The organism is Ferruginibacter lapsinanis (genome assembly GCF_020783315.1).
Lineage (GTDB): Bacteria > Bacteroidota > Bacteroidia > Chitinophagales > Chitinophagaceae > Ferruginibacter > Ferruginibacter lapsinanis.
Window position 1 is genome coordinate 2,256,774 of the sequence record NZ_CP086063.1, and the last position, 13,677, is coordinate 2,270,450.

The 13,677-nt window shown below is 37.0% G+C and carries 10 protein-coding genes; 6 read left to right on the forward strand and 4 right to left on the reverse strand.

Features of this window, described 5'->3' with window-relative positions; translation table 11 throughout:
• Position 1: 1 nt before the first annotated feature.
• The 3 genes from LK994_RS09655 to dnaG all read right to left on the reverse strand — a co-directional run bounded on the left by LK994_RS09655 (position 2) and on the right by dnaG (position 3,932).
• Positions 2-367, reverse strand: a complete 366-nt coding sequence (locus tag LK994_RS09655) for an endonuclease domain-containing protein (RefSeq protein WP_229759875.1) — start codon at positions 365-367, stop codon at positions 2-4.
• A gap of 79 nt (positions 368-446) precedes the next feature.
• On the reverse strand, positions 447-1,871 hold the full coding sequence (gene miaB / locus LK994_RS09660) for a tRNA (N6-isopentenyl adenosine(37)-C2)-methylthiotransferase MiaB (RefSeq protein ID WP_229759876.1): 1,425 nt from the start codon (positions 1,869-1,871) through the stop codon (positions 447-449).
• 114 nt (positions 1,872-1,985) lie between these two features.
• The gene (gene dnaG, locus LK994_RS09665; RefSeq protein WP_229759877.1) at positions 1,986-3,932 is read right to left on the reverse strand and encodes a DNA primase; all 1,947 of its coding nucleotides are present in this window, start codon (positions 3,930-3,932) and stop codon (positions 1,986-1,988) included.
• A 122-nt stretch (positions 3,933-4,054) separates the two neighbouring features.
• On the opposite strand from dnaG, the gene LK994_RS09670 reads away from it, so the two are divergent.
• The 3 genes from LK994_RS09670 to LK994_RS09680 all read left to right on the forward strand — a co-directional run bounded on the left by LK994_RS09670 (position 4,055) and on the right by LK994_RS09680 (position 7,385).
• Positions 4,055-5,323 (forward strand): hypothetical protein, encoded by a 1,269-nt coding sequence (locus tag LK994_RS09670; RefSeq protein ID WP_229759878.1) that lies wholly within the window; start codon positions 4,055-4,057, stop codon positions 5,321-5,323.
• Positions 5,324-5,410: 87 nt separating this feature from the next.
• On the forward strand, positions 5,411-6,289 hold the full coding sequence (locus LK994_RS09675; RefSeq protein WP_229759879.1) for a hydroxymethylglutaryl-CoA lyase: 879 nt from the start codon (positions 5,411-5,413) through the stop codon (positions 6,287-6,289).
• A 118-nt stretch (positions 6,290-6,407) separates the two neighbouring features.
• The gene (locus LK994_RS09680) at positions 6,408-7,385 is read left to right on the forward strand and encodes a GSCFA domain-containing protein (RefSeq protein WP_229759880.1); all 978 of its coding nucleotides are present in this window, start codon (positions 6,408-6,410) and stop codon (positions 7,383-7,385) included.
• A 108-nt stretch (positions 7,386-7,493) separates the two neighbouring features.
• Here the strand turns inward: LK994_RS09680 and miaE are convergent, their stop codons facing one another.
• Complete coding sequence (gene miaE / locus LK994_RS09685; protein ID WP_229759881.1) at positions 7,494-8,105, reverse strand: tRNA-(ms[2]io[6]A)-hydroxylase; 612 nt, start codon at positions 8,103-8,105, stop codon at positions 7,494-7,496.
• 71 nt (positions 8,106-8,176) lie between these two features.
• Between miaE and LK994_RS09690 the strand changes: the two genes are divergently transcribed.
• The 3 genes from LK994_RS09690 to LK994_RS09700 all read left to right on the forward strand — a co-directional run bounded on the left by LK994_RS09690 (position 8,177) and on the right by LK994_RS09700 (position 13,595).
• Positions 8,177-10,609 carry a penicillin acylase family protein gene (locus tag LK994_RS09690; protein WP_229759882.1) on the forward strand — a complete coding sequence of 811 codons (2,433 nt, stop codon included), beginning with the start codon at positions 8,177-8,179 and terminating at the stop codon, positions 10,607-10,609.
• A 31-nt stretch (positions 10,610-10,640) separates the two neighbouring features.
• Positions 10,641-10,982, forward strand: a complete 342-nt coding sequence (locus LK994_RS09695) for a hypothetical protein (protein WP_229759883.1) — start codon at positions 10,641-10,643, stop codon at positions 10,980-10,982.
• Positions 10,983-11,045: 63 nt separating this feature from the next.
• A complete protein-coding gene (locus LK994_RS09700; protein WP_229759884.1) occupies positions 11,046-13,595 on the forward strand; it encodes a DUF5686 family protein in 2,550 nt (849 codons plus the stop codon).
• Positions 13,596-13,677 lie beyond the last annotated feature (82 nt).

The window sequence follows — 13,677 nt, forward strand, 5'->3', positions numbered from 1 at the left end:
ATTATTTAATGCTTTTTTCAATTTTTTCTAAAGTGGCTTCAAGGTTATTCAAGATTTCTTTATTTGTAAATCTGATAACTTTAATGCCAAAATCTTCCAAATCTTTTTGTCTTATTTCGTCGTTATTTTTTATATCAGGCAGATTATGAATACTACCATCAATTTCTATGATCACTTTTTTAGAATGACAATAAAAATCTGCTATATAAACTGATATTGGATGTTGTCTTCTGAATTTTAACTCAGGAAACTTTTCTTTTAATCTTCCCCACAAAATTGTTTCAGTTGGCGTTACATTATTTCTAAGTTTTTTCGCCAGTTCAAAAATTATCGGCTCTGCTCCATAAAACATAGATTCGTTCTTCATGTCTATGGTTCCTCATTAGGCTTTGAAGGTCGTACATTAAAAATAGATGCTTCAATTTATGAACTCCAAAATTCCCCCTTTAGGGGGCGGAGGGGGTCCCAAATAATGTACCCGCAGTACATCTGTCTATTTTTATTATTACATATTCACCTTTCTTATGATTGCCCTTCGGGAATATAACAACCTTATTGTGATCTGTTCTTCCTATCAATTCTTCTTCATTCTTTTTAGAGGTTCCTTCAATCAACACTTTAAAAGTTTTACCTACATCTTTCTGCATACTTTGTAATGATTGTATACGGTGAAGGTCTATCATTTCCTGCAGCCTTCTTTTCTTCACATCTTCTGGTATATCATCTTTAAATCTACGTGCAGCTAATGTTCCGGGACGTTCGCTGTAAAAATACATATAGGCCAGATCGTATTTGCAGTATTCCATCAGACTTAAAGATTCCTGATGATCTTCTTCAGTTTCTGTACAAAATCCGGTGATCATATCTGTACTTAAGCCACAATCGGGTAATATTTCTTTGATACGATTTACTCTGGAGATATACCATTCCCTGGTATATGTTCTGTTCATCAATTGTAACATTCTTGTGCTACCACTTTGAACAGGCAGATGAATATAATTACAAATATTTTCATATTTGGCAATTGTAAACAATACTTCATCCGTAATGTCTTTAGGATGCGAAGTAGAGAAACGTACTCTTAGCAAAGGGTCGATCAATGCTGTTCTTTCCAGAAGCATTGCAAAAGTTACAGTTTCATTATTTTGTTCGTCTGTCCAATAATAGCTGTCAACATTTTGTCCGAGCAATGTTACTTCTCTGTATCCCTGTGCAAATAATTCTTTACACTCTTGTATGATCGAATTGGCATCTCGGCTTCTTTCTCTGCCTCTTGTAAATGGTACCACACAAAAGCTGCACATATTATTACAACCTCTCATGATACTTACAAATGCATTTACCCCATTGCTGTTGAGGCGTATAGGAGATATATCTGCATAAGTTTCATCTCTGCTTAGTAAAACGTTTACCGCTTTTTGTCCGGTCTCTGCTTCTTCGATCAGACCGGGTAAAGATCTGTAAGCATCAGGACCAACAACCAGATCCACCAGTTTTTCTTCCTGGATGAATTTTTCTTTTAGTCGCTCTGCCATACAACCAAGTACACCTACCAGCATTCCGGGGTTGGTCTTTTTCAGCTTTCTGAATTCGGTCAAACGTTTACGAACGGTCTGTTCTGCCTTTTCCCGGATGGAGCAGGTGTTAACGAAGATCAAATCAGCTTCTTCTACATTTTTAGTAGCGCCAAAGCCATTGTCTTGCAAAATTGATGCAACTACTTCGCTATCAGCAAAATTCATCGCACAGCCATAGCTCTCAATATAAAAGTGTTTTTTATATTGATTAGTATCAACTTTAAAAGGAGCAAAAGCTTCTCCTTGCCTGGTTTCGTCGTGTGTCTTTGTATCGTGTAATTCTAAACTTTCCATGTCTTATGAGGATTGCAAAAATAAGCAATATAGCCGACAAAGTGTCAGATTGTCATAAAAAATAGGGGAGTGAAAGCCAGAAATATGAATGTATAGCTAGGAGAGTAGTTACTGTTATTTGAATATAACGGTTCCTAACTGCTTGGTTAGGTTGATCTCTACCTCTTTCAGGTGCTGGTGTATTTTCAACAGGATGATCTGTTCTTCGGGATTGGTGGTTTTTTCCAGGTCGTTTTGGTTATTGGCCATCAATAACTTAAGCTTTCTTAATTTAAGATAATTGATAGTACTAAAAACCTCTTCTTTATAAAGGTCTTCACGGGTAGCGATCTTACCTTCAAAAATTTCTTTCCAGTTCGGACTAATTTCCTGATTGTATTCCATGAGGCTTACCACCAATGAACTCATGACCTGATCTTCATTGTATAAAAATGTTTTTGGGGTAGGTTCCAGGCCTTCATGATACCAGGTTTGGTAAGTGTGTAATACTGAAACGAGACTTTTATTGTCAATCAATTCTTCCAGGTCGTTTTCTTTGATCTCTGCAAAAATATAATCTGCTACACGTTGTTCTTCATTCCATTGCTTTAAACCAAACTCAAGTAAACTTCTGATGATGGCTCTTTCGTGCTGCTCATCTCTGTTCAATAAAGAAGCAGCATCATCTTCAATATCTAAAGGTTGCGGAGAGGAATTGTCATTGTTATAAGATTGTTCATCTCTGTTTAACCTGTTCTCTTCTTTAGTAATTTTTTCTCTTAAAAACTTATTTACCAACGTGTGTAATCCACCTTCATCAATTTTTAGCAGTTCGGCACATTGTTTTATATAATCCTGTTGTTTGGTGAAATCTTCTGCTTTGTTGATCTTGGAAATAGTTTCAGCAACACGATTCACCAGCGCAGATTTTTTGGTACTGTCAGTGCCAACATCTTTCAAAGAAGTTTCTAACTGAAAAAGAATGAAATCTTTTTTATTGGTTGCAATGAATTCAGCAAAGGCGGCAGCCCCTACTTTATTTACAAAACTATCCGGGTCTTCCTTATCGGGTATCAATACCAGCTTTACATTCAGGCTTTCTTCCAAAGCAAGATCCAGGCCTCGAAGCGCCGCTTTTATACCGGCATTATCACCATCATAAATGATCGTAAGATTATTGGTGTATTTTTTTACCAACCTCAATTGATCGGGTGTAAGAGAGGTGCCACCACTGGCTACTACATTTTCTATGCCTGCCTGGTGTAATGAAACCACATCGGTATATCCTTCCACTAATAAACACTCATCTGCTTTGTCTATCGCTAATCTTGCAAAATAACTTCCGTATAAGATCTTGCTTTTTACATAGATCTCATTTTCAGGAGTGTTGATATACTTTGGAGCCTTGTCGGTAGTTTTTAATACCCTGGCGCCAAAGCCCAATACTTTACCGCTTGGGTTATGTATGGGGAAGATGATCCTCCCACGGTAATTATCCATGGGCTTTTCATCTCTCACTACAACCAATCCGCTTTTTTGCAGCAGATCAAGATTGTATTGATTAGATAATGCAGCCTTGGCAAAAACGTCTCTTCCTTCCGGGTTAAAACCGATCTGAAATTTTTTAATGATATCTTCTCTGAAGCCCCTTTCTTTTAGGTATGATAAACCGATATTCTGCCCTTCCTCACTGTTGAATAAATAGTCACTAAAAAATTTTTGAGCAAAATTGTTGATGATATATAAGCTATCGGCACTTTGCTGAACCAATTTTTGCTCTGGGCTTACTGCAGTTTCTTCTATTTCAACATTGTATTTCTGAGCCAGCCAACGCAATGCTTCTGCATAGCTGTATTTCTCATGTTCCATCAAAAAACTGATACTGTTACCGCTTCTGCCACAACCAAAACATTTGTAGATCTCTTTTGCAGGGGAAACTGTAAAAGAGGGACTTTTTTCATTATGAAAAGGACAGAGACCGAGATAATTGGTGCCTCTTTTCTTTAGTTTAATGAATGAGCCTACTATTTCGATGATGTCGATACGGCTTAATATTTGTTGTATGGTGGCTTGTGAAATCAAAATAAAATGTGTCCCGGATAGAAATTCAAAGATATGGAGGATAAAGGATTTGTGAAATTTTCTTCTAAAATGCATCCATATTAATCACAATCAAATACCTTTAACACCTAAATTTTATGAATATGAAGAAAATTGTTTTGCTTGCCGTAATGGGACTGGTTATGAACACATTAAAAGCCCAGAGCATCGATGATGTAAGAGAGATACTTGGAAAAAAAGACGTTGATTATGCAAAAGCTAAAGAGACGATCGATAAACATTTAGCTATTCCAAAGAATGCCGCAAAGCCCGATGGCTGGTATTATAAAGGCTTTATTTATAATGCGATCAGTAAAAGAGATAATTTAAAAAGCTTATGTACAAATTGCAAAATGGAAGCATTTGAGGCATTTAAAAAATATCAGGAACTGGATAAAAAGAATGTACTGATGGCTTTGGAGCAAAATGCTTCTCTTTTTGATCTATATAATGGTTTATATGATGCAGGAGCAACAGCCTATAACGAGAAAAATTTTAAAGCAGCATTCGATAATTTCAGTGGAGCACTTTTAGTAGAGGATTATGTAAAACAAAAAGGCTTTGATTATAATGGATATAAATACCCGGCATTGGATACCGCATTGGTATTGAATACTGCATTATCTGCAAGGTTTGATAAAAATGAAGATGCTTCTATGACTTATTACAAAATACTTTCTGATGCGAATGTGGCCGGTCCGCAATACCTGGAAATGTATGAGTTCATTGCTGCTCATTATAAAGATAAAAAAGATACAGAAAAATTTTCGGCAGCGTTAGCGCAGGGAAGAAAACTGTATCCTGAAGAAGCTTATTGGACAGCCCTTGAAATGGAGTCAATTGGAGAAGGGGCTACTACAAAGGATGAGGTGTTTGTTAAGTATGATGAAATGATACAAAGAAATCCCGGAGATTATACAATGGTCTATAATTATGCAGTAGAGTTGTATAACTATATATATGCAGGCGATGGTGTTCCGGCTGATAAGAAAGAGGGATACAAACAAAAACTGGCAGAAGCACTTAAAAAATCAATCGCTATAAAATCTAACGGGGATGCTAATTTATTAATGGCAAGATACCTTTACAATAGCGCATATGATTTCAGTGATGATGCAAAAAAGATAAAAGGAGCAAAACCTGCGGATGTAAAAATGCGTAAAGAATTAAATGATAAATACCTGGCTCAGATGAACGAAGCAATACCATATTGCGAAACTGCCAATAAATATTTCATGGCTTTACCTACGCTTAAGCCAATCGATAAAGCCAATTATAAGCAGTCTTTAGGGATGTTGCAAAATATTTACCTGATAAAAAAAGATGCGGCTAAAGCAGATGCTTATGGCAAGCTTTTGTCGGATATGCAATAATGGATAGAGTATAAAATTATTTAAGCAGCATATTTAATATGCTGCTTTTTTATTAATTATCTTTAACCCTAAGGATTAAAGTCAATCATGGAACAATCTTCAGTTAATCATATATCAACCATTCGTTTGGTGGAGTGCCCACGTGATGCAATGCAGGGCTGGAAACATTTTATTCCAACCGATCAAAAGATCAGGTATATCAATTCTTTATTGAAGGTGGGTTTTGATACGATCGATTTTGGAAGTTTTGTTTCGTCGAAGGCAATGCCGCAGATGGCAGATACTAAAGAGGTAATTGCCAATTTGCAGATGGCAAATACAACTTCAAAACTTTTGGCAATAGTTGCTAATGAACGAGGGGCAGAAGATGCTGTTATATATGATCAGATCACATGCCTGGGATTCCCATTTTCAGTCTCAGAAACATTTCAGAAAAGAAATACCAATAGCACTATCGCAGAATCATTGAATCGGGTAGAAGAGATACAAAATCTTTGTATAAAAAACAGAAAACAATTGGTCGTTTATATCTCGATGGGATTTGGTAATCCTTATGGTGATATGTATAATGAAGAAATTGTTTTGCAATGGGTTGATAAGATGGTGGCGATGGATATTGAGGTCATCTCTCTGGCAGATACGGTAGGAGTGGCCACACCTTCACAGGTAAATACTCTATTGAAAGCAGTTATTCCGAAATATACAAATACTGCGATCGGGGTGCATTTACATTCAACTTCAGTTAACTGGAAGGCAAAAGTAGATGCTGCTTTGGACGCAGGTTGTATTCGCTTTGACGGCGCTCTAAAAGGAATAGGCGGCTGTCCGATGGCTAATGATGAATTAGTAGGAAATATGGATACAGAATTAATGATCCCTTATTTTAAAGAATTGGATTTACTGAGAGGGTTGAATATAGATGCGTTGAAAGAAAGTAGCGGAATAGCTAACGAGATCTTTATTTAGTTTATTACTCCGAATTCATTACACGGATTTAATACATGAATTACGTCTTTATAAATGTAATTCCTCTTAGCATAATTCCCTACTTTCGTGCAATTCGTTTAATTAGTGTTATCAATATATGGATTTTCATTTAGAGTTTACCCCGAAACAATTTACGACTAAGATCAACCATCAAGATGAGTTATTGTTGATAGGCTCTTGCTTTACTGAGAATATCGGCGCCAAATTAAAGCAGCTGAAATTTTCAGTGCTCGAAAATCCGAATGGTATTTTGTTTAATCCGATCAGTATTACAAAATCGATCTCCTCATACATAGCCAACAAGCAATACACAGAAACGGATCTGTTTTATGCCAATGAATGTTGGAATAGCTGGGAACATCACAGCCGCTTTTCTCATCCGGATAAAGAACAGTGTTTGGAGTTGATCAATCAGTCGCAAAATACAGCCAATAGCTTTTTAAAAACTGCAGAATGGGTATTGATCACTGTCGGCTCTGCTTTTGTGTATGAACTGGAAAATACGGAAGTGGTGGCTAACTGTCATAAAATACCAACAGATAAATTTGTGAAGAGACTATTGAGTATTGATGAAGTATATACTGCTTTAAAAAGTACGGTTCATAAATTGATAGATAATAATCCGGGAGTAAAAATAATATTTACTATCAGTCCTGTGCGACATTTACGGGATGGATTTGTAGAGAATAACAGGAGTAAATCTACCCTTATTCAGGCAGTGCACCGACTGGTAGATAGTAATGAAAAGGTATTTTATTTTCCGGCTTATGAATTAGTGATCGATGATCTAAGAGATTATCGATTTTATGCAGAAGATATGGTGCATCCGAATTATGCAGCTACTAATTATGTTTGGGAGAAATTCATTGCAACCTGTATAGATGAATCATCACAACAATTGATGAAGGAAATAAATGTGATCAATGCTGCCAGAAATCATAAGCCATTTAATCCCACTTCTAAACAGCATGAAAAATTCCTGAAAGCTAATTTAGAAAAAGTGGAGCAGCTAAGTAAACAAAATTCATATATCAATTTCGATGATGAAAAAAAGTATTTCTCCCCAAATGCCTAAAGTGATTTTCCTTTGTTATAGTTGAAAGTTTGCTCAGGCTCTTTTAATGCTAATCTATTTTGAATTCAAAATACTCTTCCAGATTCACCCTTTAGGGGGCGGAGGGGGTTAATGTATTCTATCTCCTCTTACTTCCATCTCATGCATGATTTTTTTTTCATAGACCAGCCATTCTTTCCAACGCTTTCTTACGGTCTCTTTCTTGATATAGGTTTCGGCAAGATCGATGAACAAAGTATAATGTCCGGCTTCGCTTTCCATGAAGCGACGATAAAACCTTCTCATATATGCATCGTCTAAACCTTCGCTTAGTCGTTTAAAGCGTTCGCAGCTTCTTGCCTCAATTAATGCCATCATTAATAAATGATCCAATAAGCGTTCTTCGGGGTTGCCGCCTTTTTTTACAAAATCGATCAGGTTGTTCACATAAATATCTTTACGTTGTTTACCCAGCGTTAAATTTCGTTTGTGTAATTCAGCCAGCACCATTCTGAAATGTCCCCATTCTTCCGTAACGATCGGACTTAATTCTTTTACCAGTTTTTCTTTATCACTATATCGCTGAATTAATGTAATGCAGGTTGTAGCCGCTTTTTGTTCGCAGTAAGCGTGATCAGTTAAAATTTCTTCCAATTGTATTTCTGCAAGGTTTACCCAACGAGGGTCGGTAGGTAGTTGTAGGCCAAGTATATTTTTTACATCAATGCTCTCTGTATTCATCCTGCAAAAATAAATAATACAATTTGGTTTGAAGACAGCCATTTTTCTTAATTTACACAATAATTTTTTTTATGAGAATCTTGCCATTAATAATATCCGCAACGATCACAACAGTACTGGTTATTACGCTTAATTCAACTTTAGTGTTGCCGGCACCTTTGGGAAAATTACTTAGTCCGCAACATGGGATATGGCAAAATGCAGAGAGTGCTGATGCTGATTTTAATGCGGAATTGAAATTTCCTCAATTAAAAGGTAAGGTGCAGGTGTATCTGGATGATAGGCTTGTGCCACATGTTTTTGCAGAAAATGAAGATGATGTATATTTTGTACAAGGGTATTTGCATGCCAAATTTCGTTTGTGGCAGATGGAGTTACAAACCCATGCTGCTGCCGGAAGGGCTAGTGAGATCATCGGAGATAAAGCACTTGCTCATGACCGTGAGTTCAGGCGGTTAGGTATGGGGTATGCAGCAGAGATCGCTCAAAAGGAAGCAGAAAAAGATCCGGTTATAAAAGCAGAATGTGATGCTTATACCGCTGGGGTAAACGCATACATAACAAATTTACCAGAAAGTGAATTGCCACTTGAGTATAAACTGATTGGCTATCTCCCTGAAAAATGGTCCAACCTTAAAACCATGTTATTCTTAAAATACATGAGTTATGATCTTGCAGCACATGAAGATGATTTTGAAATGACCAATGCAAAAAGATTTTTCAATAAAGAAGATTTTGATAAATTATTTCCGTTAAAACAGGATTCGTTAGATCCTATTATCCCTGCCGGAACTGTATATGCAGCACCTAAAGTGCAGGCGAAAGCTCCGGCTACAGCTGATTCTATTTATTTTGCCGGTAAGCCATTGGAGTTGCAGGAAGAAAAACCTGACAAAGAAAATGGCAGTAATAACTGGGCCGTAAGTGGCAGTAAAACACGTACAGGCTCACCGATCTTGTGTAATGATCCTCACTTAGGTTTAAATCTTCCATCACTTTGGTTTGAAATGCAGTTGAGTACACCAACTTTCAATGCATACGGCGCTACCTTTCCGGGTGCTCCCAGTGTTATCATTGGTTATAACGATAGTTGCGCTTTCGGTTTTACCAATGGAGGTAGAGATGTGAGAGACTATTATGAGATACAATTTAAAGATGATACCCGTAAAGAATATTGGTTTGACAGCGCCTGGAAGAAAACCGATTTTAGGGTAGAAAGAATTAAAATAAAAGGGAAACCGGATTATTTGGATACTGTAGCCTATACTATTTTCGGACCGGTAATGTATGATAAGAGTTTTAGCGGAGGTGTGGCCCCTAATGATAAATATTATGCAGTTCGCTGGAAGGCACATGACCCGAGTAATGAGTTAAGGATTTTTAATGAGTTGAATCATGCAAAAAATTATGCAGATTATTCCGCAGCTGTTGTCAACCTGCACACTCCGGGGCAAAATTGCGTATTTGCTTGTAAGAATGGTGATATTGCATTGCGTGCACAAGGAGAGTGGCCGGCGAAGTGGAAAGGACAGGGAGATTTTGTAATGCCGGGTACTGACAGCAGTTATATGTGGCAAGGGATGATCCCGATGGATGAAGTGCCTTTTCAATATAATCCGGAAAGAGGGTTTGTAAGCAGTGCTAACCAAAAGCCTGCAGACTCAACTTATCCTTATTATCTGGGTAGAAATTATCCGCTGTATCGAGGACTTCTGATTAATAAAAGATTGAGCGCAATGACTGATATTACGGTGGATGATATGATGGCGTTGCAAACAAATAATTATAATATTTTCGCAGAAGAGGCCCGTCCGGTATTTTTGAAAAATGTTCAGGAAGAAAAATTAAATGCGGATGAAAAGAGATACCTGGATATTTTGAAATCCTGGAATTTGAATAATGATGTTAATGAAAAAGGAGCGACAGTTTTTGAAGTGGTATGGAAAAAATTCACTGAAGTGGTGTTTGATGATGACTATAAATTATCTCCCGAAGTAATTATGCATCCTTTTGAAAGTAGTTTGCTAGAGGGTGTTTTGAAAGATAGTGCTTATAAGTTTTTAGATGACAGACTTACTACTAAAAAACTGGAAACATTGGCTGATGATGTTACGCTTGCATTTAAAAAGGCATCAGAAGAATTAAAACAAGCTGAAACTGCAGGAAAACTCGAATGGGCAAAATATAAAGGAACAAGGATTAATCATCTCACCAAATTAGATCCTTTTAACCGAACCGATCTGCCGATTGGTGGTGGAACGCATTGTATCAATGCCACTAAAGAAACCCATGGGCCAAGTTGGAGAATGATCGTTAGCCTTACTGCTACTACTGAAGCATATGGTGTGTATCCGGGAGGACAAAGCGGTAATCCGGGTAGTAGGTTTTATGATAATTTTATTGACCAGTGGGTTGCAGGAAAATATTTTCCACTTTGGATGATGACCAAAGGTGAGGAAAACGATAAACGTGTAAAATGGAAAATAAGTTTTTCCCGGAGTTAAAATACCTATCCTAAAAAGTAAAAATAATTATATGAAATTCATCGTCTCAATAGTATTGATTGCTTTATTAAGTTTTGCCGCCTGTTTGTATTTACCATGGTGGAGTATAGCCATTGTGGCATTTATGGTGGCCGCACTCATTCCTCAAAATCCGGGTAAGGCTTTTTTATCTGGTTTTATTGCATTGTTTTTGTTGTGGGGAAGATTGGCATTTGTTATCAGTGCAAACAATGAACATTTACTGGCACACAAAGTATCTGTCCTCATTTTAAAAATGGATAGTCCATATCTGTTGGTTTTTGTTACAGCACTCATCGGCGCATTGGTTGCAGGTTTGGCTGCCTTGTCGGGTAGTTATTTACGTAAGGCCTGATTTTTTTCTTTCACAGATTTCTAACAAAATCCTGCCTAATTTCGTTGCATCACAAATTGTAGTATGCTCAAAATTTTTACTGTCGTTATTTTATTATGCTCTCTTCATTCCTCTGCTCAGAAAATTTTCGGTACGGTATACAATGAAAATGGGGACTTGTTACCCTATGCATCTATTACTATAAAAGGCACATCAATGGGTGCAAGTGCTAATAACAGGGCCCGGTTTGCAATTGCTGTAACACCCGGTACATACACTATTGTTTGTCAGCATGTAGGGTATGCTGCAAAGTCTGTTACCATGACCATTGATAAAGAAGATAAGGAAGCTTTTTTTGTGCTGTTTGAACAAAAATTGACCTTAAAGGAAGTTATCATAAAAAATGGAGGCGAAGATCCTGCGTATGACATCATCCGACAGGCAATAAAAAGGCGGAAGGAGTATGCCGGGCAAGTAAAAGGATTTACCTGTGATCTGTATACCAAGGATATGATAAAGCTGCGTAGTCTTCCTAAAAAAATATTTGGTAAAAAATTGCCCGACCAGGATAAGATGGATATGATGTTGGACACGATGGGGCAGGGAATCATTTATTTATCCGAATCTGTAGCCAGCGTTGCTTCACATCAACCGGATAAATTTAAAATGCAGGTACGCAGTAGCCGGGTAAGTGGTAGCAATAGTTTTGGGTTTACCTTTCCTGCATTCATCAGTTTGTATCAGAATAATGTATCTGTGTTCAGCGAAAAATTTAATCCCAGAGGTTTTGTCTCGCCTATTGCCGACGGAGCGATCGGTTTTTATAAATTCAAGTTTTTAGGAAGCTTTTTTGAGGATGGTAAAGAGATCAATAGCATAAAAGTGATTCCAAGAAGAAACTATGAACCATTGTTTTCCGGTATCATTAATATTACAGAAGGCGATTGGCGCATACATAGTTTTGACCTGACGCTTAGCAAAAAATCGCAATTAGAAATTATCGATACTTTACAAATAACGCAGATACATCTGCCCGTAACAACAGATGTATGGCGTGTAAAAAATCAGTTATTGCATTTTAATTTTAATCAACTGGGCATTAATGCAGCTGGCAATTTTCTTAGTGTATACTCAGATTATGTGATCGATCCTACATTTAAAAAAGGCTTTTTCGATGCAGTTGTAATTAAATACGATACAGGAGCCAATAGAAAAAATGTCACCTATTGGGATAGTGTTCGTCCGGTACCACTCGAAAGAGAAGAGGTAAAAGATTATCTGGTAAAAGATAGCTTGTTTGAATTACGGAAGGATAGTGCACTGACAAAAAATTCAGTTGATTCTCTAAAGCGCCGGCAAGGGGCATTAAAACCATTGCAGGTTTTCTGGACGGGTATTGATAGAACACATTACAGTGCTACCAATACATACAAATGGGATATACAGCCTCTTATAAAGAACCTACAATATAATACAGTAGAAGGTGTAGTGTTGAGCGTAGATGGTTACTACGATAAAAACCTGAAGCAGTCTGGAGCCAGGCTTTTGATCAAACCATCCATCCGATATGGATTCAATAATACGCATCTGAATGCATGGGTAGATGTTGGGGTAAGAACAAGAGATTTTGATAGTGACCAAAAACTTAAACGACAATCCTGGAATTTTTCCGGTGGTAAGAGAGTAAGTCAGTTCAATAAAGAAAGCTCTGTTACCCCTCTTGTAAATACGATCGGTACACTTTTATACGGAAAAAATTATATGAAGATATACGAAAACTGGTTTGGCAACGTAGTCTTCAATAAGCGTTTTGAAAATGGCTTTAAATTTAGTGTGAATGCCTTGTATGAGGATAGGCTACCCATAGACAATACAACAGATTTTACCTTTTTTAAAAATGACAAGATACACCTGACACCTAATTATCCATACGAAAAGATCGGGTCGCAGTTTATTCGTCATCAGGCACTTAGTGTAGCTGTTAGCGTTAGTATAAAGCCAGGTCAAAAATATATTCAATATCCTAATACTAAAATACCATTGGGGGCTAAATATCCTACCTTTAGTTTTAGCTATATAAAAGGAATAAAAGATATCTTAGGTAGTGATGTGGATTATGATAAATGGAAAATTTCAATTGCTGATGATAAGAATTTTAAATTGGCCGGGTTGATGAAATATAAGATCAGTATCGGTGGCTTTTTAAATAGCAATGTTGTGTTTATTCAGGATTACCAGCACTTTATAGGAAACCGTAGTGCGGCCGCAAGTGAATATGTAAATAGTTTTCAGTTAGCACCATATTATGCAAACAGCACCACAGCTAGTTTCTATTCTTTAGCACATTTAGAGCATCATTTTAATGGAATGCTTACCAATAAGATTCCATTATTCAGAAAATTGAACTGGAATTTAGTAGCGGGCAGCAATGCTTTTTATGTCAACAACAACAATAATTACGTTGAAATATTTGCTGGGATCGAAAATATTTTGAAAATCTTCAGGCTGGATTTTGTTACTTCATATACAAATGGGAAGACGGGTACTTCAGGTATAAGACTTGGACTTGGGGGGCTTTTGGGAGCCAATATGAAGTATAGCGGAAGTGATAAAAGTCTTTCAATTGGGTTTTGATTTTTCGTAATAGAGACAGAATAAAACAAGTTTATTTACCTTTGCCGAAATAATTTGGTTTGCCCTGCAAGCATCCAATCCA

Coding starts and splice junctions, on each gene's coding strand:
- LK994_RS09655 (WP_229759875.1), bottom strand. CDS start 367: ATGAAGAACGAATCTATGTTTTATGGAGCAGAGCCGATAATTTTTGAA.
- miaB (WP_229759876.1), bottom strand. CDS start 1,871: ATGGAAAGTTTAGAATTACACGATACAAAGACACACGACGAAACCAGG.
- LK994_RS09670 (WP_229759878.1), top strand. CDS start 4,055: ATGAAGAAAATTGTTTTGCTTGCCGTAATGGGACTGGTTATGAACACA.
- LK994_RS09675 (WP_229759879.1), top strand. CDS start 5,411: ATGGAACAATCTTCAGTTAATCATATATCAACCATTCGTTTGGTGGAG.
- LK994_RS09680 (WP_229759880.1), top strand. CDS start 6,408: ATGGATTTTCATTTAGAGTTTACCCCGAAACAATTTACGACTAAGATC.
- miaE (WP_229759881.1), bottom strand. CDS start 8,105: ATGAATACAGAGAGCATTGATGTAAAAAATATACTTGGCCTACAACTA.
- LK994_RS09690 (WP_229759882.1), top strand. CDS start 8,177: ATGAGAATCTTGCCATTAATAATATCCGCAACGATCACAACAGTACTG.
- LK994_RS09695 (WP_229759883.1), top strand. CDS start 10,641: ATGAAATTCATCGTCTCAATAGTATTGATTGCTTTATTAAGTTTTGCC.
- LK994_RS09700 (WP_229759884.1), top strand. CDS start 11,046: ATGCTCAAAATTTTTACTGTCGTTATTTTATTATGCTCTCTTCATTCC.